Genomic DNA, 23,453 nt, shown 5'->3' with positions numbered 1-23,453 from the left:
CCGGGAAAGCATGCCGCACGGCATGCTTTTTCTTTTTGAGTATAAAAACCGGTTCTTTCTGAAACGTTATAGCTGATCATTACCACTGACAATCAGGAGAGATCTGCTATGAAACGATGGATGGGTATCGTCTTGGTATTGGCCCTTCTTGCAACCGGCTGCGCCGGAATGGGACAGAAGAAGCAGGGAAGCGGGGAAAACAATCCCCACAAAGCCCAGTCTTCCCACCCTCCTAAAGCGGAGAAAGTCAGACACGGACACGAAACCGATTCCGCGAAGAATCGTCCCGCCAAACCGAGGATCGAATCCATCGGCTTTCTGGAGCCGATGGACAGGAAAAAGGCGATGAAGGATGTTCACGATGTCGCCGATCACCTGACTTACGTCAGCTTTTTCAGCTATCGCGTCAAATCCGACGGGGATCTGATCCCCTTAAATGACAAAGATCCGCTGAGAGTTACCCGAAACCACGGGGCCTTGCCGATGTTGGTGATCACCAACTTTCATGAAGGCAACTTCCAGCCGGACATCGCCCACCGGATTTTCACCGATCCCAAGGCGAGCAAACGACTGATCCGCAACGTGGTTCGCGTGATGAAACAAAAAGGGTACAAAGCCCTCAATGTGGATTTCGAACACATCCGGGAAAAGGACCGGCTTCTATACAATGGATTTCTGGAAACCATCCTGCCGATCGTGAAACGGGAAGGGTTTACCGTGTCCACAGCCTTGGCTCCAAAGGCAAGTGACCGTCAGGGAGGTCCCTGGCACGGAGCGCATGATTACGCGTTTCATGGCAAAGTGGCGGACTTTGTCATCCTGATGACATATGAATGGGGTTGGACCGGGGGGCCCCCGATGGCGGTTGCCCCGATTCCCCAGGTGAGAAAAGTACTGGATTACGCCGTCACCAAGATCCCCCGGAAAAAAATCATGATGGGGGCTCCGCTCTACGGGTATGACTGGACCCTGCCTTACCGAAAAGGGGGCCCGCCCGCCAAACGTCTGGCGCCGCAGGAAGCGATGAAACTGGCTCAGCGGTCGGGGGCCAAAATCCAGTACAACAACCGGGATCAGGCTCCGTACTTCTACTACCGGGACAACGGAGGGAAAAAGCACGTGGTCTGGTTTGAGAACGAACAGAGTGCCCAGGCGAAGTTCGACTTGATCAAAGAATACCGTCTCCGCGGCATCAGCTACTGGGTCCTCGGGGAAGACTTCCCCCGGAATTGGTCGCTCCTCCGGGAGAACTTCAAAATCAGGAGATACTGAACCCGACAACCCCGGTGAAGGTTTTGCCGGGGTTGTTTTGGAATCCGGCGGGAAAAAGAGTCCCGTCAAGCCCCCGCTGCATAGGATGAATCATCCTGTGACAGAGGTGGTTCCGGATGGCAAAGAAAAAAAGGCGTCGGTCCAATCGGCCCAAAGAACCGAAAATACCCCCGAAGCGAAAGATGATCAAGGAATCGGACCTGTATTACAGCCGGGTGGTGGCCCCCCTCCGGAGGGATCTCCGCCGGGCCCGACGGACCGGCCGTCTGGATCTCGTCGACGATCTTTGGAAACAAGTGGAGAACGCCCTCCGGCAACATCGAATTCTCCTGAAACGCGCCCGGTTTGTCGTCCGGCCGTAACTTAAGAGCTCCCGTACGGAGCTTTTTTTCTCCGGAATATTGTGCTACCATTAGGATTATTGTGAAAAAAGGAACGACGGCATTTACCCGAAGCATGCTCCGCTCCGAATTTTCCTGCTGCGGGCAGGGGCAACGCCTGCAGAATGCAACGGAGAAACTTTTGCCCCTGAACACCCTTGCCGGCGGATTCTCCACCAGGCAGGAGAGCAAAGTCACCTGTTTCGGGTAAACGCTTCCCTTCTTCTGAGCCTGGCAATCCATCACAACGCTTTTAAGGTGAATCGGAAAAGGGGGGATGATCTTGAAGGTGTATCTGAAAGAGTTTTTCAGCCAATTTGACATCCTGGTGACCGGAGCGGTCTTTCTCGCCGCGACGGTCTGGATCCTTCCCGGTTTGGACCAGGGAGGGGTTTGGCTGGCGATCCTGGCCGGGATGGTGGGTTACGCCTGCAGCGAATATCTGATCCATCGTTTTTTCTTTCATCTGAAGCCGCCGAAAAATCCTTGGTTGTTAAAGTTGCTGAAGCGCCTCCACTATGATCATCATGTGGATCCACAAAACCGGAAGCTTCTGTTTTTGCCCATTTGGTACAGCTTCCCCCTGATTGCGCTCACCTCCGCCGGGGTTTACGCGCTGACGGGGAACCTCTTATGGACCGTCGCGTTTGCAGTGGGCGTCATGGGGTATCTCCTTCATTATGAATGGATGCATTTCATCGCCCACCGACCGGTGAAGCCCTTTACTCCCTGGGGCCGGTACATGAAAAAAGTCCACCTGTGGCACCATTTCAAAAACGAGCACTACTGGTTCGGAGTGACCCAGCCCTTTTTGGATATGGGATTGGGGACGTACCGAAGGGAAAGAGAGACTGAGCGGAGTGAAACAGTACGTGATTTGGAAAGGAGACCATCATGAAAAATATCCAACCCCCGCCGATCGGCGGGGGTTGGTTGATCAACGAAAGGGCCAGCTTTCCATCTGTACAATCATCTTTCCGAGTATGTGGTTGTTCGGAATCGGTCCGATGTCACGGCTGTCTTTGCTGTTGTCCCGATTGTCTCCCATTACGAACACATGATCTTCGGGTACGGTGACTTTCTGCCAACGGGCGTTTCTCGGCGGAGGCGTTGTGGGGTCCATCGTATAGGGTTCCTGCAACGGTTTGCCGTTTCGGTAGACTTTGTTGTTCTTGAATTCCAGGGTGTCGCCCGGTTCGCCGATGACCCGCTTCAGCCAACGGTTGTGGGCTTTCTCCCTTCCGGTGAGCAGGCGGTAGAGGGAGGCCTCCTTGAATTCCCGCATCAGGCTCCGGTCCCGATCGATCTCGCTGTCAATCACCACAATGTCCCCGTAGCCGGGTGTTTGATCCAGGGTGTGGGAAAGTTTGGAAATCAGGATGTAGTTGTTGTCCTGCAAGGTCGGCATCATGGATTGGCCGTGAACTTCCGCAGGTTCGATCAAAAAAGTGGTGATGAGGAGAGAAAGGACGGCCGCGATCAACAAAGAAATCGACCAATGAAATAAAGTTCGGATCAGTTTCATCAAATCTCCTTCATACGTAGTGTTCCTCCCCTCCCATTATAGCGAAGGTGAATGGGAAAACCCACCCTCGACGGGCCTTGTATACGTTCCCGGATGCCTTTGTTTTCTGATATTCGATCCATCCTCCGGGAAGATCCGGAGAATGGGTTCATCCGACTTCCGTTTCCAACTCCTCGATCCGTTTTTCCACGTAGTTGATGTCTTTTTGTGCGTGGAATGTTTCCGCTTTCTCCAGAAAGACATCGGTGTTGTATTCGGGGATGCCGGCGTGTCCCTCGTAAACGCCCTTGGGGAAGAGGACATTTCCCTCCGGCCAGTGAACGCCCAGGTTGCCGGATCGGATCGGGGCATACCGGGCTCTTCCAAAAAAGCGTCCGTGGCGGTTGTAGAGGACGACGGCGTCTCCCTCCCCGATATGAAGTTTTCGTGCGTCCCCCCCGTCAATCAAGACATCCCGGCGTTCCGCCTCATTGAAGGGATCGGTATTCCCGTAAATCATGGAATTGAATTGTTTGCCGCGTCGGGTGGTCACGTGGAAGCGGCCTTCCGACTGGCGCCGTTCCGGAAGTTCGATGGCGAGGAGGTTCCCCCTTCCGTCGGTGGTGGGGCAAAACCCTCCTTCACAGAGCCAGGCACCGCCCCACTGAAACACGTCTCCCGCTTCCTTGAGGTGTTGGATGCCGTCATAGTTTGGGGCGGCCTTGGCGATTTCCTCCCGGATCCGTTCCGCGTCCTCCATCCGGAGAAGGTGTCGCTTCCCGGGTTTGATCCGGGCCGCCAGGTCCCGATAGATCTCCCATTCCGCCCGGGCTTCTCCGATGCGTGGCCCCTCGATTTCCGGCGAGAAATACACCATTCGTTCCGTTGAAGTGGAAGTGCCGCCTCCCGGCTGCTCATACCGGGTCATCGCCGGCAGGACGATCACCGCTTCCCGGGCGTCCAACAGGGTGGAGGAGTTCAGGATAATATCCTGATGGACCCGGATGTCCAGGTTTTCCAGGCTCTGTTTCACGAAATCCGGGTCGGGCATGGTTTCCAGGAAGTTCCCCCCGGAGAGGTAGTACAGCCGGGTTTTCTGCTCATGGTCGTCGGGGAGAAGGGCGTTTTCCAGGGTGACGCCCACAATATCTCCCTGCCAACGGGGGATTTCAAACCCCCATACTTCTTCCACCCGGCGCACAGTCTCCTCGTCAAAACCGCCTCCCGGCAGGCTGAAGGGATCGGCTCCCATCTCGCTGGATCCCTGTACTCCGGAATGGCCGCGGATCGGCATCAACCCACAGTGTTCCCGACCCAAAAATCCCCGGAGCAGGGCCAGGTTGGCCACTTGTGAGATGTTGTCGGTCCCGTATCGGTGCTGGGTCAGCCCCATGGACCAGACGAAGACAGCGGATTTCGAATGGGCGAGAAGTTCGGCGAAGGCTCCGATCCGTTCCCGGGAGAGTCCGGAGGACCGCTCCAGTTCCTCCCAGCTGTACTTCAACACATGTTCTTTCAACTTCGCATACCCGTTGGTATGGGCCTGCACAAAGGCGTGATTAATGGCGGAGCCGGGGTCCAGTTTTTCCATTTCAAACCAGTGTTTCATGACGCCGTTCATAAAGGCGATGTCCCCGCCGATGTTCACCTGAAACACGTCGTCCGCCAATTTGGTGCCGAAGAGGGCCGACTCGGGAATGGACGGGATCCAGTAACGGTCCATCGACGGTTCGCGGTAAGGGTTGATCACGATGATTTTCGTTCCCTTTCGCTTGGCGGCATACATGTATTTGGTGGAGACGGGTTGATTGTTGGCTGCCACCGATCCCCAGAAAACCAGTACATCGGTGCCGATCCAGTCCTTATAACTGCAGCTGGAAGCCCCGATGCCGAGAGAGCGCTTCATCGCGGTCTTGGAGGGGGAGTGGCAGATCCGGGATGCGTTGTCGATGTTGTTGGTCCCCAAGAAGCGGGCTGCCTTGGCGGCGGCATAATAGGATTCGTTGGTGATGCCCCGGGAAGTGAGATAAAAAGCGAATTGACGGGGATTCAGCTCCTTGATTTTGCCTGCGATACGGTCCAGGGCTTCATCCCACGACAGCCGTCGGAATGAGCGGTCCCCCGGTTCGCGGAGAAGGGGATAAGGAATGCGCCCCAGTTTGCGCAATTCTTCGCTGTCTTTTTCCCTCAACGCGTCGATATCCGAGTGGAGCACTTCCGGCGGAATGGCCGGCATGGTGTTGAGGCGCAGGACGTTCAGTCGAGTGGTGCACAGATGGGGGCCGGTGAGCGTTTGGTCTTTGAGACCCGCCACCCCCAGGGCGCATCCGTCGCACACGCCCCGGGTAAGGATTCTGGATGCGTATTTCAGATTGTCCCGGTTTTCCCAGACCGTTTTCAATGTGTCCCGGAGGTGATGGGGTTTCACTTTCCCCAGCCCGAAGGGCACTTTGCTGACCCACAGACGGGGGTCCGGTTTTTTCGGCAGGGAGACGGGTCCCGTGTGTTTGGTTTTTCCCATGGTGAAACCTCCTTGCGATGTCTGTCCCTTTATGGATTAGGCATCCGGTTCCTTATTTCCTTTTTCATCGCCGGGATCGGATTGCATCCGAGCGAGGCGGACCGTATCCCGGCACACGATGGCGTTTATTCTGACGTAGTCTGTCAGCGACGGGATGATTGGGGAGAAAGGTGGTTCATTGCGAATCCACCGGGGCAATCCCCTTCGGTCCCAAAACGTTGGCTCATAGATTTCCCGCTGATGGGATGTTTGGACATCCGGCTAATGGATCATCCGTCGTTTTGATCCGGGGGGCAAAAGGCCAACCTTCGGGTTGACCTTCTTTTCGTCGTTGATTATTCCTTGCGATCAGGGGAATCTTCCGCTTTTTTCCGGTCCAGCTTCTTTTGCAGATTCATGAGAGCTTCTTGCTCAGTGAAGCCCTTTCCCGTGGTTTTCCCGGACTTTGCAACATAAATCATGCCTCTTCGAATGATTTTTACATCTTCCATAGGCCGATCCCTCTTTCTTTCTCTTTCCTCTCCCCGGTACCCTGCCGTGAGGGTGGATTCGGTCTGCTTGGTTGTTCGCTTCCAACCACCCGTTGGTTGATCCTATGTAATCATATCAGTCTATTCCTATCATATGTGATGAGTGAATAAATTTAAATTATTTTATGTCCATAAACAATCCTTTTGTGAAAAGACAAAGGGATGTTCCTTTCATAATAAAATTCAAAAGAGGAGTTCTTTTTTTACAAGAGAGGGAGTGCATGAGGACCACGAGTACGGCTTTCATGAGCAGCCCGGGAAAAGCGTTCTCGTGTCCATGGCATCCCGATCCTGAAACCCGGGTTGCACGATGAAGGAGGGCGAGAAGTGAAGCTTGTTTGTACGAAGAATGACGATGAAATGGCCAGGGAGGGGGCCAGGCGGGTGGCTGAAATCATTCGAAGCCGATCCATGGCTGTCTTGGGATTGGCAACGGGAGGGACGCCTGAGGGGATGTATCGGGAACTGGTTCGCTTGCACCGCAGAGGAGAGCTGGATTTCAGCGGTGTTTCCACCTTTAATCTGGACGAGTATTTGGAGTTGTCCCCCTCCGATGAACCGAGTTATCACGCTTATATGGATCGGCATTTATTCGTCAACATTTCAGGGAAGAACATTCATCTGATGAGAGGGGACACCTCCGATCCCGCGGGGAGAACCCGGGTGGTGAAACTGTCGGAATCCACCCGGAGAGCGAATGCCCGTTATTTTCGCGATCAAGATGACATTCCCCGTCGGGCTCTCTCGATGGGGTTGGGAACCATCCTTGAATTCAGCCGGGAAATCCTGCTGCTGGCGTCAGGGGTGAAAAAAGCGGAGGCGGTGCGGCGGATGCTTCGGGGGCCCGTGACTGCCAGCTGTCCCGCTTCTCTTCTCCGGCAGCATTCCCGCGTCACTGTCATTCTCGATCCGGAAGCCGCCCGGCTTGTCTAAGACCGCTTCCCAGGGTTCACACGTCGGTGGCGCCTCCCGGTTGGCGAGGAAGTTTTGCTGAAACCAACATTTCATCCCCTCCTTGTCGCATAAGATGGAGACATCAGAGAGAGGAGGGAGAAGTTGTGGCCAAGTGCAGAGATCCGACGGCGGAGGTATGGTGGGGGATGTTGAGTTCTCTTTGGTAGCGGTCGGTTCAGCCGCCCTTGCGATCCATGTATTTGTAACGGCAAAAGGCAGGGGGCGGATGGCTGGCCGGCCGCGGTGTATCCGGGTGCCTGTATGCCACTTCTTCGCGTCTCGCCCAGGATCACGTGCCCGATACCTGTTCTTCGGCGGATGGATGGTCCTGATCTTTTCATGGTTTACCCAGGTGGGCATCATGGTGCTGGTGGGCGGGTTTTTGGCCTCCCGACCGGATCGGGGGCAGGAGGATTCAAGGGAAGGGAGCTGGCAAGCGGGGCGTGAATCATGTGCGCCCATTTCGGGATTTCTCTGGTATGATGGAAAAGCAGGTGCCAATGCGGAAGTGCTGAGAAACATGGAACGGAGGTAGGTCTGATGCCAAGTGATGCGCTGATTGCCACACCATTTGGAGTGGGTGCAGTCATTACATCCCTTATTGCCGTATCGTTTTGGCTGGACCGTAAATTTCGCCTGTTTTCCTTTTTGGGCACCGCGATCCTCGTGATCACCGGGGCAGCGGTGCTGGTCAATCTCGGGGTGATTCCCCCCTCCGTGGGGGTGGAGCAGTTAAACCCGATTTACACCTTTGCCAATGATTATGGAATTCCCATTGCCATTGTCCTTCTGCTTCTCTCTTCGGATTTAAGCCAGCTTCGTTCCTTGGGACGCCGGGCTGGGTTGGCGTTTTTGCTGGGAGCTCTTGGAACCGCCGCCGGAGCCATGGTGGCCGTTTGGTTGACCGCCGGAGGAATCGGACCGGACGCCTGGAAGCTGGGAGGGCAATTCGCGGCCAGCTATATCGGGGGCGGTGTCAATTATGCGGCTGTGGGCAGCGCTTTGGGAACCCCGGAGACGTTGTACGCCACCGGAGCGGCGGCAGACAATCTCATGACCAATTTTTGGATGGTCATGACCGCGCTCCTGCCCGCGCTTCTGCTTCGCTGGTACCCGAGTATCCGGGACCGGGCTTCTTTCGGCCCGGACGGGTCGGGAACGGAATTTTGGAATCGGAAGGAAGCCTCCACCCAGGATCTGATTGTCTTGACGGCCGTGACGTTTATCGTGGTGGCTGCAGCCGAGGCGGTGACACCTGTGATCAACGGGTGGGCCGGCTTTGAAATCCCCTCTGTGATCTGGTATACCACTCTGGCTTTGCTCCTCTCCTTTTTGACGCCGGTGAACCGTTTAAAGGGAGGGGAAGAGATGGGTAACTTTATTCTTCATTTTTTCTTTGCCACCATGGGAGCCGGGACCATTTTGAGCACCTTGGTGGATAAAGGGCCGGTCGTTTTACTGTTTCTGGCCGTGATGGTGGGTATCCACGCACTGATCCTCTTCGGGATGGGCCGGATCTTTAAGGTGGAGGCAGAACTGTTGGCGGTGACCAGTCAGGCCTGTGTGGGAGGACCGTCCACCGCTTTGGCTCTGGCCAGCTCCAAAGGGTGGACCTCTCTGGTGACCCCGGCGGTGCTCTTGGGGGTTTTGGGTTATGCCGTCGGCAATTATGTCGGAATTTTCATCGGCCAGTGGATGCGCTGGATGCTGGCGGGAGGATAAGGGAAAATGGGAGAGGGCCGATCCAAAAGGATCGGTCCTTTTCATGAACCGTTTCCGGCGGGGACGGGAAGAGAGAGTATGAACGCTTTCAGGTTCACGATCCGCCAGTGTTTTGGAAGCCGGTCCGTCCCGGCGATGATGATGGGAGCGGTGGAGTCGATCCGGTGAAGGGAGCCGTGCCCTGCTCCTGGTGGGGGAGTGGACATCTGCCAGTTCGTATCCGGGCCGGGCGGTGACCACAAGGTAGCGGCCGGGATGGGAGCGGAAATCACGTTGGTGATGATCAACGTCCGCCGGCGCGAAGCGACGGAGCTGCCTTCGGCAACCGGCATGGCCGAAAAGCCCGCGAGGGCTCTTATTTTGTCGGGATGAATACTCTCCGTCCTTCTCTCTTCTTCCGGATGATGAAAAAATGCGGCTCTCTTCTTTTAAAAGAGGCCGCGTTTTTTAATACAGACAGGGGATCAATTTCCAAGTCCGGGCTTGGTATTCTGAGTATACGGAGCCGAAATGAGCCACCAGGGCCCGTTCCTCCATCTGCATCCGGAAGGAATAGGCCGTCAGAAAACATAGCAGGTTGGCGAGGACCACCACTCCGGAACCCGTGCTCAAGGCGAATCCGACAAAGGTTCCCATCGTGCCCAGGTATCCGGGGTGCCGGATATAACGGTAACACCCGGTATCCACCACGCGGTGACGGTTTTGGATCCCGATGTTCCGGCTGAAGAAACGGCCCAAGGTCTGCATGGCTTTGGCCCGGAACCAAACCCCCGCGATCCCGGTGGCGAGGCCGGTGTAGAAGAAGGGGGGGTGAAGGGAGAAGTCTGTCGGCCGGCTGAGCAAGACCCAGGTCGGAACCAGAGTCATCCATGCCAGGGCAGCGGCCAGAACGAGAGTGGAGGTGCGGTCTTTTCTCCTCTCTCCCTGAGGTTGTTTCCGCAGGGTCTCCAGCAGAAGATAGAGGATGACCGGCGTAAAACTCAACCATAACATCGTAACCCGTCCTCCCGATTTGATAGAACATTTTATGAGAGGAGGACGGGCAGAGAAACGGCGCTTGGCCGTGACCGACCCGAAGAAAGAAGGAAACGGGGACCTGATCTTGAATAGATATAAGGAGTTATTTGGATCAGACATACAATCGTGCAGATTGAGAGAATTTCCCTTCTCGGCAATCCATGGCCCAACTGTCAAGTCACAGATTAAACGGAACGGAGGATGAGCATGTCACAAACGGAATTTTCCTTCGACAACACGGTTTTGAACGAATTGGGGATCCGGGCGGTGCAATTGAAACGGGATTCTGTGGTGTTGAAGATGCCGGTGGACTCCCGTCACCATCAACCGTACGGGATCTTGCACGGAGGGGTGTCCGTCGTGCTGGCGGAAACGGCTGCCAGTCTCGGGGCCTGGCTCAACTGTGACCATGAAAAGGAACATACGGTCGGTTTGGAAATCAACGCCAACCACATCCGGTCCAAGCGGGAGGGAACGGTCACCGCCGTTGCGGAGCCCCTCCACATCGGGCGGTCCACCATGGTTTGGGAGATCAAAATCAAGGATGAAGAAGACAAGCTCATCTGTGTTTCCCGCTGCACCATGGCGGTGGTGCCCAACCGGAAAGAGGACTGAAGGAGAACCCCGGGCGTCTTTTTTGGGTTTGGAACCGGGAAGAAGAAAGGACGGGAGAAATGGGGAAAGAGAGCTTCCGGTTTTTTTTGAAACCGGGTGTTCGGATTGAACGAGAGGGAGAACGTTGGATTTTTCGTCTCGGCAGGGAAACGGTGGTCGTGAAAGATTCCGGAGAAGCGGGTCGGTTCTGGGAGGAAAACCGGTTCGGCCGTTTCATCGGCGAATCGGCCGAACTTCCTCCATTTCCGGAACGGGATCGGTTGCTTGAAAGCGGATGCTGATTCCGGAGGAGGGTTCTCCGGAGGTCTGTATCCATGAAGCCTCTTCCTGGCCGCCGGTGGTCTCTCCCCCTCCGGACCCTCCCAAGCACACAGGGGGCAGCCACCCGGAAGTGATTTCTTTGGAGACCGGGAAGCTAAAAAAGGATTCTCTCACTTCCGCCTTGACTTCCCGGCGTTCCCCGAAGGAGATGAAGCCGGTGGAAGGATTGGCGGCGGGTGAACTGGGTCCGTTTTTAGAGTGGTCCCTGGGATCCCGTGCGGAGAAGCGCATGTACCCCTCGGCGGGCTCCCGTTATCCTAACCGGATTTTTATTTCGATCCGCCATGTGGACGGGCTGTCCCCGGGACTGTATGAGTACCTCCCGGACGAGCACTCTCTGATTCCCGGTGGGGGAAGCGGGAATCTGGCACCGGCTCTGGTCCAACCGGACTTGGACTTCAATTTCTGCCTGGTGATCGCCGCCGACTTGCCGGCCGCGGCTCAGGGTTACGGTTTTCGGGGCTATCGTTTTACTCTGATGGAAGCGGGCCACATGGTGCAAAACCTGCAACTGGCGGCCCGTGCCATGGACTGGGACGCGGCTCCCGTCGGAGGTTTTCTGGACCGTCCCGCCACCGAGGCTCTCGGGCTGAAGGGGAAAGGGCTGTCCCCTTTGTATCTGGTACCGGTCGGGGTGGCATCGGAATAACACCATGCAGCCCTGTCTGATCGGGACAGGGCTTTACCATACTTCCGGGCGAAGTGGAGATCGTGACGGTTCCGCGCGGGGATTCGGGGGCCGTAGCCATCCCGGATGACGCTCACCTCTTCTTCCCCGGTAATCCACCGGGTCGTTTTTCATTCACGTGGTTACCGCCGGAACCCCCTTTTTCATGGTATGCTTAAAAGAGAAGAGAGATAAGGGGGAGAGAACCATGCCGGAAAGGAAAGAGGCGGAAAAGGACGCTCCGGAACAGGGGATCCACACCGATTTCAGCAAAGAGATGACCTACGGTGATTACCTCCAGCTGGATCGAATTCTGAACAGCCAGAAACGGCTGACGGGACATCACGATGAAATGCTGTTCATCATCATCCACCAGGCCAGTGAACTGTGGATGAAACTGATCCTGCATGAACTGGAGGCGGCGATTGTCCGTATCCGGTCCGGGGAGCTGGAACCGGCTTTCAAGATGCTGGCCCGGGTGGCCCGGACCCAGGAGCAGTTGATCCAGTCCTGGGATGTGCTTTCCACGCTCACACCCGCGGAATATATGCAGTTCCGCGACAAACTGGGGCATTCCTCCGGGTTCCAGTCGTACCAGAACCGTCTGATCGAGTTCGCTCTGGGCCATAAAAACCGGAAGGTGCTAACGGTTCACCGGCACCGCCCCGACCTGTACCAACGGTTGGATCAGGCGCTTCATGCCCCGAGTATCTACGATGTTTCCATCCGGACCCTCGCCGGGCGGGGGCTGCCGGTGGATCCCTCCCGCCTGGAGAGGGACTGGTCGGAGGATTACCAAGCCCATCCCAGCGTGGAAGAGGCGTGGCTGGCCGTGTACCGGGATGTGGAGAAATACTGGGATCTTTATGAACTGGCCGAAAAGCTGGTGGATATTGAAGACAAACAACAACAATGGCGATACAACCACATGAAAACCGTGGAACGGATCATCGGACAGAAGACGGGAACCGGCGGCTCATCCGGGGTGAGTTACTTGAAGCGGGTGCTGGATCACCGCTTCTTTCCCGAGTTGTGGAGCCTGAGGACACGGTTATAGAAGCGTTGTGATTTCATGTTCGTTTCGAGAAAAGGGGAAGCGTTTACCCAAAATAGCGACTTTGCTTTCCTGCCCAGAGGAGAATCAGGGGCAAAAGCTTCTCTGGGTTGCATCCGAAGGCGTTTTGCCCCTGCCCGCAGCAGGATGATTCGGAGCGGACCGTGCCACCATCTCTGCAGGACAGCATAGCGAGACCGGGGAGAGAAGCGACCCAGGCGAGACTTGTGCTCTGTGAGTGCATAGCGAGACCGGGGAGAGAAGCGACCCAGGCGAGACTTGTACTCTGTGAGTGCAGTCGGAGCGGCTTTGGGTAAATGCAGCCGCTCACTTTTTCACAATACTTATAGAGGGGTAAAGGGGGTTGAGACCTTGACATGGGATGCATCGCGGGAAACGGCGGAACGGTTGGACAGAGATGACGGGCTGGCCCGGTTCCGGGATGAGTTTTACATCCCGGAGGGGAGCATTTATCTTGACGGGAACTCTCTCGGCTTGATGTCCAGGCGGGCGGAAAAGAGCCTGATGGAGGTGGTTTCCGCCTGGAAGGAGTATGGGATCGACGGTTGGACTTCGGGAGAGTTTCCCTGGTTCGACCTGTCGGAGAAACTGGGAGAACAAAACGCCCCTCTGGTGGGAGCGGAGCCGGGAGAAGTGATCGTGACCGGCTCCACCACACTCAACCTTCACCAGCTCCTGGGCACCTTTTACCGTCCGGAGGGAAAGCGGACCCGGATTCTGGCCGACGAACTGGCTTTTCCTTCGGATATTTATGCCATGCAAAGCCAGCTTCGTCTCCACGGACTGAACCCGGAAGAGCATCTGATCCGGGTTGCCAGTCGGGATGGTCGCACCCTGGAAGAGGAAGACCTCATCGCTCAGATGACCGATGAGGTAGCTGTCATTGTGCTGCCCTCGGTCCTTTACAAGAGCGGACAGCTCCTGGATATGAAACGGTTGACGGAGGCGGCCCGGGCACGGGGAATTCCCATCGGGTTCGATTTGTGCCATTCCGTCGGGGCCATTCCGCACCGGCTGCACAAGTGGGGAGTGGATTTTGCCTTCTGGTGCAACTATAAATACCTGAACAGCGGACCGGGGGGAGTGGGGGGGCTCTTTGTCCATCGGAACCATTTTGGCCGGATGCCGGGATTGGCCGGTTGGTTCAGCTCCGACAAAAGCATCCAGTTCGACATGGAGCACCGGTTGACACCCGCCGGGGACGCCGGCGCGTTTCAGATCGGGACCCCCCATATTCTCAGCCTCGCCCCCCTGATCGGTTCCCTGGAGATCTTTGTCGAAGCGGGAATCGATCGGATCAGGGAGAAATCCCTCAAACAGACGCGCTACCTGATGGATCTGGTGGAAAAAGAAATGCCGGGGATGAACTTTTCCTTCGGGAACCCGGTGGAGGATCACCGTCGGGGCGGGCATGTCTGCCTGGTTCACGAAGAAGCGGTCCGGATCTCCAAGTCGCTCAAGGAAAAAGGGGTGGTGCCCGACTTCCGGGCCCCGGATGTGATCCGTCTCGCCCCCGTCGCTCTCTACACCTCCTACACGGAGGTATGGGAGGCAGTGCGGATCCTGAAAGAGATCATGGAAACCAAAGACTATGAGCGGCACGAAAAAAAGCGGGGGGTGGTGGCGTGAGTCGGTGGATCGATATCTCTCAACGGCTGGAGGCGGGAATGGCCGTCTGGCCGGGAGACACCCCGTTTTCTTACCGGCTGACCTGGACAAAGGAAGAGACGGGTTCGGTCAATGTGGGCCGGGTGACGATGAGCACCCATACCGGGACCCACATCGACGCACCGTACCATTTTGATCGGGACGGAAAAAGGGTGTCGGAACTCGACCTGGACCTGTACATCGGACCGGTGCGGGTGATCCGTTTGCACCGGCCGGCGGGAATCAGCCGCCGGGAACTGGAGGGGGAAAATCTGGAGGGGGTTGCCCGCCTGTTGATCCGGACGGATGCGTGGCCGGACAAATCGGTTTTCCCCGGGGAAATCCCGCCCGTTCACCCCGATTTGGCTCCGTATCTGGAGGAGAAAGGGATCCGGCTCCTGGGGTTGGACCTTCCCTCGGTGGATCCTCTGGACAGCAAAGCGCTGCCTGCCCACCACGCCCTGACCCGACATGGGGTTCATATCCTGGAGGGAGTCGTACTGGACCGGGTCGAGCCGGGGGAGTATGAACTGGCCGCCCTTCCGCTTCCGTTGGCGGAGGCGGACGGAAGTCCGGTTCGGGCGGCACTGCGCCCTTTGGAATAATTGGGATCTGCCGTCACGGCAGATCCGTTTTCGTTATTGATGGGAGCAGAGAAACAAAAAAAAACAGGAGCGATCCTGCCGCCCCGTGTCATGAAAATTGGTTTCTGGGGAGAAACCTTACGGTACTGACATTATATCAGAAAAATGTCAATTGACAAATACCTAATTTTTGTCATTTTTCATTCATCAGAGAACCGGGTGCCTCAGTCCCCATTGTTCACGATATACTCCGGAAATTCCTCCAGAAACGTGCGGGCCACCTCTTCGTATTCCTCGTCGGGGATGTCTTTCAGCTCTTCGTTTTCCAACCGGAAGAAAAAGGGATGGCCCCCCGGTTTTTCCCGATTGTAGTACATGCCGATCCGCTGACCCCGGAAATCAAAGGTGGCACCCAGCGCGACGGGAAAGCTTTCGTCTTCGGTTTCCAATTGACGGAAGAAGATGGGTTCGACCTGAGCCAACACCGTCTCCAGATAGGTTTCCCCGGGGTAGGTGAGGGTCATCGCCTCTTCTTCTTCCTCCACGACAAACAGTTGTTTTTTGGCTTCCTTGGACCAGACGAGGAGAAGGTGTTTGACATTTTCATGGATAAAGACGTATTGGTGGGGTGTGGAAAACCGGATGTTCAAAAGCCGGATCCCTCCATCTTACTTTTACGGTTGACGCCACTATATCACGAGGGTGAAAAAATCGGAACCCATTCGGTTTCAAGGAAATAAGGGGATGGAGGAACCGGGTGACGCGGAGGGGGGGCTGGGCATAAAAAAACACGGCAAAAGCCGTGTTTTTCACCGTTTGTTTTCGAGCACCGTGATGTAGGCCACCATCGGGCCCTCCTTTTCCGCGGAAGAGTGGTTGTGACAGACGAGCTCGTGGGTTCCCGGGCGGTCGGCGGTAAAGCTGACTTCGGTTTTTTCCCCTTTTCTGACGCTTCCTTGAATCCCGAACTCCTTCAGAGAGAAGTGATGAACGTTGCCGTGAAAGCCGTGAATCACCAGGTTGACTTCATCCCCCTCCCGAACGACCAAGGAGCCGGGGTCCCAGCGGTATACCTCCTTCTTTTGACCGTTGTGGTTGGTTTGGTACTCCGTTGTGATCAGGTGGAAAGTTTTTTCCGCGGGGGTTTCCCGGGACGACACCTCTTCCACTTCTTCGATCACCGTTTTTCCTCCGAACCACGGAATCGGGAGCAGGGCCGTGGTGGCGATGAGAACGAAAGCAAAGGCGAGACTCAGGTAAAGCCACTGCCGTGAAGTGGTCATCAGGATCCCTCCGATCCAATTCATGGGATTTCATTACTTTTTGTCGACAATTTTCCGAGCTTTTATCCCTTCATCGATCCTGATTATGGATGTTATATCTTTTCAGATGCCAGGCATATAATAAGAACAAACGTTCCGCTTGCGAGGGATGGAGATGAGAACGGTCTTGAATCAGGCGGCCCGAAGAAAGGAAGCGGTGGAAGTCATTTATCTGGACCGGCAAGGCCGGTTGACCCAGAGAAAGGTGTGGGTTCTCGGGATGGACGGGGATACCGTTCGGGTGTATTGCTGCAAACGGAGGCAGTTTCGACGGCTGAGGCGGGAGGGAATCCTGGCTGCGGCCAGGACGGAAGCCGGGTTTGGAAAACGTGCAGGCGGTGTGTGCTCCTTTTAAATGGAAGGAGCCCTGGAAGCATTGTGAAAAAGTGAGCGGCAGCATTTACCCAAAGCCGCTCCGGCTGCATTCACAGAGTACAAGTCTCGCCTGGGTCGCTTCTCTCCCCGGTCTCGCTATGCACTCACAGAGTACAAGTCTCGCCGGGGTCGCTTCTCTCCCCGGTCTCGCTATGCTGTCCTGCAGAGATGCAGGCACGGTCCGCTCCGAATCATCCTGCTGCGGGCAGGGGCAAACGCCTTCGGATGCAACACAGAGAAGCTTTTGCCCCTGAACGCCCTTGCAGGCTGATTCTCCGCCGGGCAGGACAGCAAAGTCGCTATTTTGGGTAAACGCTTCCCCTTTTCTCGAAACGAACATTCAATCACAACGCTTCCAGGGTAAAAAACGCGTACGGTTCCGATTCACCGTCTTTTTGGCAGGACCCAAGTATTTTCGGCTTAAAAAAAGCATGCTATACTGAAACAGGGACGAAATTGATACCCGGCGGCAGCCACACGGCGCTGCCCCTTTGGAAACGAGGACCGGTTCAGGTCCGGATGGCAGGAGGGTGAAAGATGGGCTCCCAAACGGAATCCCGCAATCATCATGAAGAAGAAAACGATTTTCTGGACATGGTGAAAGGGACAATGATCTTTACTGGCCTGTTTATGGGAATCGCGCTGATCGGTGCGATTTTGGCCGAGCTTTTGAAGTAACGTATCTTTTCCAAGAGGGCTGGTGACAGCCCTCTGTTCTTATGTCCACAGCAAGGGAAGGGGAGAGGGATTTGGTTGCGGATCTCCGTTCCGTATTCGCCGGATGCGGCTTTTTCTTTTGATCCCTGCTTACTTCCTGTTCCTGGAGTCGGACCGCGTCTCAATCCGCCGATGCGGAGCGGGAGGAAGAATCCGGGGAGGATGGGGAACCATCCCCTGTTCGAGGAACCGATGTCCGTGATCCGGAAGGGGAGAGCGGGGATCTGACCCGGCGTTCGTACATAAGAAGCGGAACCGCGTGTTGGAGGGCAAAAGCTGATCCGTTCATCCGTGCGCTCCCCCGAAAAGGGCAGGCCTGTGCCGAAGGCGGGGAGGGCAAGGTTGGCAAGATCCCGATCGTTACGCTATACTTTCAGAGGGCCGACAATGTAATCCCTTTCGAGGTTTATCGTGAAGGGTACCGGTATCTGGGCCGGAGTGTTTCCTGCAGCGGCCTCGATCGAGGGGTGAAACCGATCCCATCGCAGGTTCGAAACTCCTGAATCGGAGGAGGGAACCGTTCCGGCTTGGTTTCATTACACAGTCATTTTTCCATTGGATAGGGGGATGGGGCATGAACGTACATGAGTATCAGGGTAAAGAAGTGCTGAAACAGTACGGGGTGGTCGTACCCCGCGGCCATGTGGCTTTCACCCCGGAAGAAGCGGTTGACGCTGCAAAAGAGCTGGGCGGGGACCTGTGGGTCGTCAAAGCCCAGATCCATGCAGGCGGACGCGGGAAAGCCGGCGGGGTGAAACTGGCCAAAAACCTGGATGAAGTGAAACAATACGCAGAAGAACTTCTGGGCAAAACACTGGTAACCCACCAGACCGGCCCGGAAGGAAAAGAAGTGAAGCGTCTTCTGATCGAGGAAGGCTGCAAGATTCAGAAAGAGTACTATGTCGGAGTCGTGGTGGACCGTTCCACCGACCGGGTGACCATGATGGCCTCCTCGGAGGGCGGTACCGAGATTGAAGAAGTGGCGGCCAAGACTCCCGAAAAAATCGTGAAGGTGACCGCCGATCCGGCCGTGGGGCTGCAACCGTTCCAGGCACGGCAGCTGGCTTATGCCATCGGCATTCCGAAGAAACTGGTCAACAAAGCGGTCAAGTTTATGATGGGACTGTACCAGGCTTTTGTGGAAAAAGACGGGTCCCTGGCGGAGATCAACCCGCTGATCACCACCGAAGACGGTGAAGTGATGGCCCTGGACGCCAAACTGAACTTTGACTCCAACGCCCTCTACCGCCATCCTGACATCGTGGAGCTTCGGGACCTCTCTGAAGAAGATCCGAAAGAAATCGAAGCTTCCAAGTTCGATCTGACTTATATCGCACTGGACGGCAATATCGGCTGCATGGTGAACGGTGCCGGTCTGGCCATGGCCACGATGGACATCATCAAGCACTACGGCGGAGAGCCGGCCAACTTTCTGGATGTGGGAGGCGGCGCCACCACCGAAAAAGTGACCGCGGCCTTTAAGATTATCCTGGAGGATCCCAACGTCAAAGGAATTCTGGTCAACATTTTCGGCGGGATCATGAAATGCGACGTCATCGCCAACGGGGTCGTGGAAGCCGCCAAAGAAGTCGGTCTGGATCGTCCTTTGGTCGTGCGGCTGGAAGGGACCAACGTGGAGTTGGGCAAGCAAATCCTGAACGAATCCGGCCTGAAGATCACGGCTGCCGATTCGATGGCGGACGCTGCGGAAAAAATCGTCTCCCTTGTGAAGTAACGGACAAGTCCCTAACATCTGGAAAGGAAAGGCGGGTTCCAAGTTGAGTATTTTCGTGAACAAGAATACGAAAGTGATCACGCAGGGGATCACGGGCTCCAACGGTCTGTTCCACACCAAGCAGGCCATCGAATACGGGACCGACATCGTCGGCGGGGTGACCCCCGGTAAAGGGGGACAGGAAGTCGAAGGGATTCCGGTCTTTGACACCGTCCGTGAAGCGGTGGAAAAAACCGGCGCCAACGCTTCCGCCATTTACGTGCCGCCGGCGTTCGCCGCCGACGCGATCATGGAAGCGGTGGACGCGGAGTTGGATCTGGTCATCTGCATCACCGAAGGGATCCCAGTGATGGACATGGTCAAAGTCAAGCGCTACATGGAGGGCAAGAAGACCCGGTTGATCGGACCCAACTGTCCCGGTGTCATCACTCCCGGAGAGTGCAAAATCGGAATCATGCCCGGCTATATCCATACCCCCGGGAAAGTGGGGATCGTCTCCCGGAGCGGGACCCTGACCTATGAAGCGGTCCATCAGCTCACCCAGCGGGGCATCGGTCAGTCCACCGCCGTGGGAATCGGCGGGGATCCGGTCAACGGAACCAACTTCATCGATGTGCTGAAAGAATTCCAGAACGATCCGGAAACGGAAGCGGTCATCATGATCGGGGAGATCGGCGGTACCGCCGAAGAGGAAGCTGCTGAGTGGATCAAGGCCAACATGACCAAACCGGTGGTCGGCTTTATCGGCGGGCAGACCGCCCCTCCCGGAAAACGGATGGGCCATGCCGGCGCCATCATCTCCGGAGGAAAAGGGACGGCGGCCGAAAAGATCGCCACCCTGGAAAAATGCGGGGTGTCCGTCGCGTCCACCCCGGCTGTCATCGGCGAAACCCTGGCCCGGGTCCTCGAAGAAAAAGGGCTTTTGGAAGAATGCACCACGGCGAAATAACATCGGCTTTTCAAGGGACCTTTGCTTGGAGGTCCCTTTTTATTTGGAAACAGGAAAGGAGAGAGCGAACAACCTTGAACGCTTGGGAGCCACGGGAAGGATTGGTCGCGGTTCACCAGATCCAGGGGGTGGGATGGCATACCATTGATAAATTGAGACAATCGGATTGGGATCCCGGTGAACCGTTGACGGGGGAAGAGGAAAGACGTTGGAGAGAAGCGGGGATCGGGGAGGGAACGATTCAACGGATCCGGGAAAAATGGACGCCCGAATTTATCGAAAAAGTTGGAAAGGAGCTGGAACACCGGGGAATCCGTGCGGTGACGATGCTGGAGGAAGCGTATCCACCGCTGTTGAGCCAGTTGCCTCAGCCGCCCTGGGTTCTGTATCTCAGGGGGGACCTTTCCCTGTTGTCCCGGCCCGGTCTGGCAGTGGTGGGAAGCCGAAAGCCCACCTCCTACGGGTTCCGGGTGACCCGCCGGTTTGCCGGGGAAATCGGCGCCCGGGGATGGACGGTGGTAAGCGGAATGGCGGCGGGCGTGGACGGGGAGGCCCACCGGGCGGCCCTGGAAGTGGAGGGAAAGACACTGGCCGTGATGGGGTGCGGGGTGGATGTGGTGTATCCCAAGCATCACCGCGAACTGTACGGAAAAATCGTGAGAAAAGGAGCGGTGATCTCCGAGGCGCCGCCGGGAACCCCACCCCATCCGGGCCTTTTTCCCCAGCGCAACCGGATTATCAGCGGGTTGAGCTATGGAACATTGGTGACGGAGGCGGCGGAAAAAAGCGGTTCCCTGATCACCGCCCATTGCAGCTTGGAGCAGGGGAGGGAGGTTTTCGCCGTCCCCGGTCCGGTCACCTCGGCTCAAAGCATGGGCACCAACCGGTTGATTCAGGAAGGAGCCAAATGTGTGGTGGAGACCGGAGACATCTGGGAGGAACTGGAGCACATTTCCAGCCCGGAACCTCCCGGTGTTCGGGAAACATCCGCTCCTTCCCCGTTGGACCCGGAAGAGGAGAGGGTGTTGAACCTTTTGGGCGACGTTCCGGTGACGGTTGACACCCTGACGGCCAGGTTGAACCTCTCCCTTGGGGAACTGCACCGGCATTTGATGAACCTGCAGATCAAGGGGGCCGTTCGCCAGCTTCCGGGAGCTCAGTTTGTGCGAAAGTAGGGATCCGTGATCCGCTCCCTGGTTTTACAGTCTTTGGGTAAATGCTGCCGCTCACTTTTTCACAACCCATCCAATGTGCGTGTTTGCGTCCAATTTCTCCGGTACATGGATACTTGGCCGGATCCGAGTGGCCCTCTCTTCCATATAAAAGATAGAAAAGGAGAAAAGGAGGGTGATGATCGTGGCTGTCAAAACCCGTGAAACCCGGAAAGCCGTAATCGGGAGCACCTCCCGTAACATCAACGTCCGCCCCGGACGCAGATTTAGCTTGGCATGCGTTTTCTTCGGCATACAGGTGGCCAGGATCCGGTTGAGGCCCGGCGATTTCGTGAGAGTGACCTGTCTGGGAAGAAGTGTGACAGTGTTCAACTCTTTCCTCCGTTTCAACCGGGGGACCATCAATCTCCGCAGGGGAGAATTTGTTACCTTCTTCGGAAGTTTTTTCTGAGAGGGACTTTAACGGTGACATTGGAGGGGAGACCCTTCTTTTTTTTGCGTAAGTTCGCACTCTTTCAAAAACCGTTGCCAATCCCATGAGAATGGGATAGAATGAAGTTGTCATTCACTCGGAAAAAGGAGGTGGAACGAACCATGCGCATCAACGGAAACGTCAGCCACAGCCCTGCAACCGGCATCATCCGTTCCCGGAAGAGCGGCGTTTTGGCATTCCGGTGGAAGGTTGGGTCTTTCTGTGGAAAAATGAACCAAATCCGTGATATGCGCAGGGGTTTCCTTTCCACCTCCTGCTCGACCTTTTTCGCCGCTTCGGGAGAGAGGTAGAAACGTTATCCGGGAGCCGGAGCCATGGGCAGGGAAACCTTCCCCATGGCTTTTTTGTGTTTTTTGCGGGACAGAAGAAACGGAGGGAGGCCCTGTGCGTTGGAAGGATTGGGACCGGAACTTGAAGATCCGCCTGCTCGGGGAAGGGATGGTCCATATCCTTTTTTGGATGTTCTTTCCCTTCATGGCGGTCTATTTTGCCGATTCGTTCGGAAAAGGAGCGGCCGGAGGACTGTTGATCCTGTCTCAGGTCATCGGGGTCTTTGCCAATTTGGTCGGTGGATATTGCGCGGATCGTTTCGGCCGCAAACGGATGATGGTGGCGTCCGCTTTCGGGCAAGGGGTTGCCTTCGTTTTTTTCGCTCTTGCCAACTCTCCGTGGTACGATTCTCCTGTGTTGTCCTTTGTCTGTTTCACCGCTCTGGGTGTGTTCGGCTCTCTGTATTGGCCGGCCAGTCACGCCATGGTGGCGGATTTGGTGAAGCCGGAATACCGGAATCAAGTGTTTGCCGTCTTTTACACGGCGATCAACATCGCAGTGGTGATCGGGCCGGTTTTGGGGGGGCTGTTCTTTTTTGAACACCGGTTTACCCTTCTTCTGACCGCGGCGGCCGTGACCCTGATCCTGACCTTCGTGATCGCCCGCTGTATACGGGAAACCGTTCCCCGCCCGGATGACGCTTCCGGCTTCCGGGAAAGCAAAGATCTGCCGTGGTACCGGTTCCTGGCCGTTCAGCTGAGAGATTACCGGGTCATCCTGTCCGATCGGAATTTTGTGCTGTTCATCCTGGCGGGAATACTGGCGGCCCAGACCTTCATGCAATTGGATTTGGCCATTGCCGTTTATGTGACGGAAATGATCCCGGTTCAGTCCTTCATCGCCTGGGGTGACGGATCGGTGACGACGGGAGGGGCGGAGTTTTTCGGTTGGCTGATGGCGGAAAACGGTTTTCTGGTCGTTTTGTTCACCGTCCGGGTGACCCGTTGGGTCGACAGATGGAGGGAAGGGCCGGTTTTTGTCGTGTCGTCTCTCCTCTACGGAGTGTCGATGCTGGTGATTGGGAGCTCGACCCATCTGTGGGTGGCGGTGGGGGGAATCGCCCTTCTGACGGTTGCGGAGCTGTTGGTGGTGGGCCTGCAGGAGGGGTTTGTTTCCAAGCTGGCACCCGAAGATCTGCGGGGGCAGTATTTTGCCGCAGCCAGCCTTCGTTTTTCCATCGGTCGGGCCATTGCTCCCTTTGCCATTCCGATGGCGGCCTGGGCGGGTTATGCATGGACTTTCGTGGTATTGGCGGCTTTCGCCTTCGTCAGCGCGTCGGTTTACCACGTTTTGTTCCGCCGTCTCGAACGGTCCGGCAGGTTGAGGGTTGTTCCTTCCCGGCGGAAGGATGCTTTGGAAGAAGGAATTTGATGAATGAAGCACCTGCTTGGATCCGGGTTGCCCTGGAAGCGTTGTGAAAAAGTGAGCTGCGGCATTTACCCGAAGCCGCTCCGGTTGCACTCACAGAGCACAAGTCTCGCCTGGGTCGCTTGTGCTCCCCGGTCTCGCTATGCACTCACAGAGCACAAGTCTCGCCTGGGTCGCTTGTGC

26 protein-coding genes are annotated in these 23,453 nt (G+C 56.3%); 19 read left to right on the top strand and 7 right to left on the bottom strand.

The annotated features are described in order from the left end of the window. The first annotated feature begins 108 nt into the window (after positions 1–108). The 3 genes from C8P63_RS01670 to C8P63_RS01660 all read left to right on the top strand — a co-directional run bounded on the left by C8P63_RS01670 (position 109) and on the right by C8P63_RS01660 (position 2,550). Positions 109–1,272 carry a glycosyl hydrolase family 18 protein gene (locus C8P63_RS01670; RefSeq protein ID WP_108021606.1) on the top strand — a complete coding sequence of 388 codons (1,164 nt, stop codon included), beginning with the start codon at positions 109–111 and terminating at the stop codon, positions 1,270–1,272. 116 nt (positions 1,273–1,388) lie between these two features. Next, positions 1,389–1,634 carry a hypothetical protein gene (locus C8P63_RS01665; RefSeq protein WP_108021605.1) on the top strand — a complete coding sequence of 82 codons (246 nt, stop codon included), beginning with the start codon at positions 1,389–1,391 and terminating at the stop codon, positions 1,632–1,634. A gap of 295 nt (positions 1,635–1,929) precedes the next feature. After that, the gene (locus C8P63_RS01660) at positions 1,930–2,550 is read left to right on the top strand and encodes a sterol desaturase family protein (RefSeq protein ID WP_108021604.1); all 621 of its coding nucleotides are present in this window, start codon (positions 1,930–1,932) and stop codon (positions 2,548–2,550) included. A 39-nt stretch (positions 2,551–2,589) separates the two neighbouring features. Here C8P63_RS01660 and lepB read toward each other — a convergent pair whose 3' ends face one another. From lepB to C8P63_RS18875, 3 genes are all read right to left on the bottom strand, one after another. Beyond that, on the bottom strand, positions 2,590–3,177 hold the full coding sequence (gene lepB, locus C8P63_RS01655) for a signal peptidase I (RefSeq protein WP_108021603.1): 588 nt from the start codon (positions 3,175–3,177) through the stop codon (positions 2,590–2,592). Positions 3,178–3,325: 148 nt separating this feature from the next. Next, positions 3,326–5,677, bottom strand: a complete 2,352-nt coding sequence (locus C8P63_RS01650; RefSeq protein ID WP_108021602.1) for an FdhF/YdeP family oxidoreductase — start codon at positions 5,675–5,677, stop codon at positions 3,326–3,328. A 335-nt stretch (positions 5,678–6,012) separates the two neighbouring features. After that, a complete protein-coding gene (locus tag C8P63_RS18875) occupies positions 6,013–6,168 on the bottom strand; it encodes a hypothetical protein (protein ID WP_170109436.1) in 156 nt (51 codons plus the stop codon). 366 nt (positions 6,169–6,534) lie between these two features. Between C8P63_RS18875 and C8P63_RS01645 the strand changes: the two genes are divergently transcribed. The 3 genes from C8P63_RS01645 to C8P63_RS01635 all read left to right on the top strand — a co-directional run bounded on the left by C8P63_RS01645 (position 6,535) and on the right by C8P63_RS01635 (position 8,883). Beyond that, positions 6,535–7,140 carry a glucosamine-6-phosphate deaminase gene (locus tag C8P63_RS01645; protein ID WP_108021601.1) on the top strand — a complete coding sequence of 202 codons (606 nt, stop codon included), beginning with the start codon at positions 6,535–6,537 and terminating at the stop codon, positions 7,138–7,140. 343 nt (positions 7,141–7,483) lie between these two features. Continuing rightward, on the top strand, positions 7,484–7,696 hold the full coding sequence (locus tag C8P63_RS01640; protein WP_108021600.1) for a hypothetical protein: 213 nt from the start codon (positions 7,484–7,486) through the stop codon (positions 7,694–7,696). Positions 7,697–7,701: 5 nt separating this feature from the next. After that, the gene (locus tag C8P63_RS01635) at positions 7,702–8,883 is read left to right on the top strand and encodes a DUF819 family protein (protein WP_108021599.1); all 1,182 of its coding nucleotides are present in this window, start codon (positions 7,702–7,704) and stop codon (positions 8,881–8,883) included. A 41-nt stretch (positions 8,884–8,924) separates the two neighbouring features. Here C8P63_RS01635 and C8P63_RS18705 read toward each other — a convergent pair whose 3' ends face one another. Together C8P63_RS18705 and C8P63_RS01630 are read right to left on the bottom strand one after the other, a co-directional pair. Then, on the bottom strand, positions 8,925–9,215 hold the full coding sequence (locus tag C8P63_RS18705) for a hypothetical protein (protein WP_146172084.1): 291 nt from the start codon (positions 9,213–9,215) through the stop codon (positions 8,925–8,927). 115 nt (positions 9,216–9,330) lie between these two features. Beyond that, positions 9,331–9,876, bottom strand: a complete 546-nt coding sequence (locus C8P63_RS01630) for a methyltransferase family protein (protein WP_170109435.1) — start codon at positions 9,874–9,876, stop codon at positions 9,331–9,333. A gap of 231 nt (positions 9,877–10,107) precedes the next feature. Here C8P63_RS01630 and C8P63_RS01625 point away from each other — a divergent pair, with 231 nt between their 5' ends. The 6 genes from C8P63_RS01625 to kynB all read left to right on the top strand — a co-directional run bounded on the left by C8P63_RS01625 (position 10,108) and on the right by kynB (position 14,830). Further along, positions 10,108–10,515: a hotdog fold thioesterase gene (locus tag C8P63_RS01625; protein ID WP_245920622.1), complete on the top strand. Its 408-nt coding sequence runs from the start codon at positions 10,108–10,110 to the stop codon at positions 10,513–10,515. Between the two features lie 59 nt (positions 10,516–10,574). Further along, positions 10,575–10,796, top strand: coding sequence for a hypothetical protein (locus tag C8P63_RS01620; protein WP_108021596.1), 222 nt, complete (start codon positions 10,575–10,577; stop codon positions 10,794–10,796). Positions 10,797–10,906: 110 nt separating this feature from the next. Continuing rightward, positions 10,907–11,485 (top strand): SagB/ThcOx family dehydrogenase, encoded by a 579-nt coding sequence (locus tag C8P63_RS01615; RefSeq protein WP_170109434.1) that lies wholly within the window; start codon positions 10,907–10,909, stop codon positions 11,483–11,485. Between the two features lie 226 nt (positions 11,486–11,711). Next, positions 11,712–12,560 carry a tryptophan 2,3-dioxygenase gene (gene kynA, locus C8P63_RS01610; RefSeq protein ID WP_108021594.1) on the top strand — a complete coding sequence of 283 codons (849 nt, stop codon included), beginning with the start codon at positions 11,712–11,714 and terminating at the stop codon, positions 12,558–12,560. Between the two features lie 369 nt (positions 12,561–12,929). Next, positions 12,930–14,207: a kynureninase gene (gene kynU / locus C8P63_RS01605; RefSeq protein ID WP_108021593.1), complete on the top strand. Its 1,278-nt coding sequence runs from the start codon at positions 12,930–12,932 to the stop codon at positions 14,205–14,207. After that, positions 14,204–14,830 (top strand): arylformamidase, encoded by a 627-nt coding sequence (kynB, locus tag C8P63_RS01600; RefSeq protein ID WP_108021592.1) that lies wholly within the window; start codon positions 14,204–14,206, stop codon positions 14,828–14,830. The genes kynU and kynB overlap by 4 nt, the downstream gene beginning before the upstream one ends. A 203-nt stretch (positions 14,831–15,033) precedes the next feature. On the opposite strand, the gene C8P63_RS01595 is transcribed toward kynB, so the two are convergent. Together C8P63_RS01595 and C8P63_RS01590 are read right to left on the bottom strand one after the other, a co-directional pair. Further along, complete coding sequence (locus tag C8P63_RS01595) at positions 15,034–15,459, bottom strand: hypothetical protein (protein ID WP_108021591.1); 426 nt, start codon at positions 15,457–15,459, stop codon at positions 15,034–15,036. A gap of 159 nt (positions 15,460–15,618) precedes the next feature. Next, a complete protein-coding gene (locus C8P63_RS01590) occupies positions 15,619–16,092 on the bottom strand; it encodes a cupredoxin domain-containing protein (protein WP_170109433.1) in 474 nt (157 codons plus the stop codon). A gap of 154 nt (positions 16,093–16,246) precedes the next feature. Here C8P63_RS01590 and C8P63_RS01585 point away from each other — a divergent pair, with 154 nt between their 5' ends. The 7 genes from C8P63_RS01585 to C8P63_RS01550 all read left to right on the top strand — a co-directional run bounded on the left by C8P63_RS01585 (position 16,247) and on the right by C8P63_RS01550 (position 23,273). After that, positions 16,247–16,486: a hypothetical protein gene (locus C8P63_RS01585; RefSeq protein WP_108021589.1), complete on the top strand. Its 240-nt coding sequence runs from the start codon at positions 16,247–16,249 to the stop codon at positions 16,484–16,486. A 557-nt stretch (positions 16,487–17,043) separates the two neighbouring features. Then, a complete protein-coding gene (locus C8P63_RS18870) occupies positions 17,044–17,184 on the top strand; it encodes a hypothetical protein (RefSeq protein ID WP_170109432.1) in 141 nt (46 codons plus the stop codon). A gap of 613 nt (positions 17,185–17,797) precedes the next feature. Next, positions 17,798–18,958, top strand: coding sequence for an ADP-forming succinate--CoA ligase subunit beta (gene sucC, locus C8P63_RS01575; RefSeq protein WP_108021587.1), 1,161 nt, complete (start codon positions 17,798–17,800; stop codon positions 18,956–18,958). Positions 18,959–19,001: 43 nt separating this feature from the next. Next, entirely contained in the window at positions 19,002–19,907 is a 906-nt protein-coding gene (sucD, locus tag C8P63_RS01570) for a succinate--CoA ligase subunit alpha (protein WP_108021586.1), read from the top strand. Positions 19,908–19,981: 74 nt separating this feature from the next. After that, a complete protein-coding gene (gene dprA, locus C8P63_RS01565; protein ID WP_170109431.1) occupies positions 19,982–21,082 on the top strand; it encodes a DNA-processing protein DprA in 1,101 nt (366 codons plus the stop codon). Positions 21,083–21,263: 181 nt separating this feature from the next. Continuing rightward, a complete protein-coding gene (locus tag C8P63_RS01560) occupies positions 21,264–21,530 on the top strand; it encodes a hypothetical protein (protein ID WP_146172083.1) in 267 nt (88 codons plus the stop codon). A 426-nt stretch (positions 21,531–21,956) separates the two neighbouring features. Further along, positions 21,957–23,273 carry an MDR family MFS transporter gene (locus C8P63_RS01550; RefSeq protein WP_108021582.1) on the top strand — a complete coding sequence of 439 codons (1,317 nt, stop codon included), beginning with the start codon at positions 21,957–21,959 and terminating at the stop codon, positions 23,271–23,273. The last annotated feature ends 180 nt before the right edge of the window (positions 23,274–23,453 follow it).

The organism is Melghirimyces profundicolus, assembly GCF_003054245.1.
GTDB classification, from domain to species: Bacteria; Bacillota; Bacilli; order Thermoactinomycetales; family DSM-45169; genus Melghirimyces; species Melghirimyces profundicolus.
Note: the sequence above shows the minus strand (reverse complement) of the source record. Positions and strands in the feature narration are given on the sequence as shown.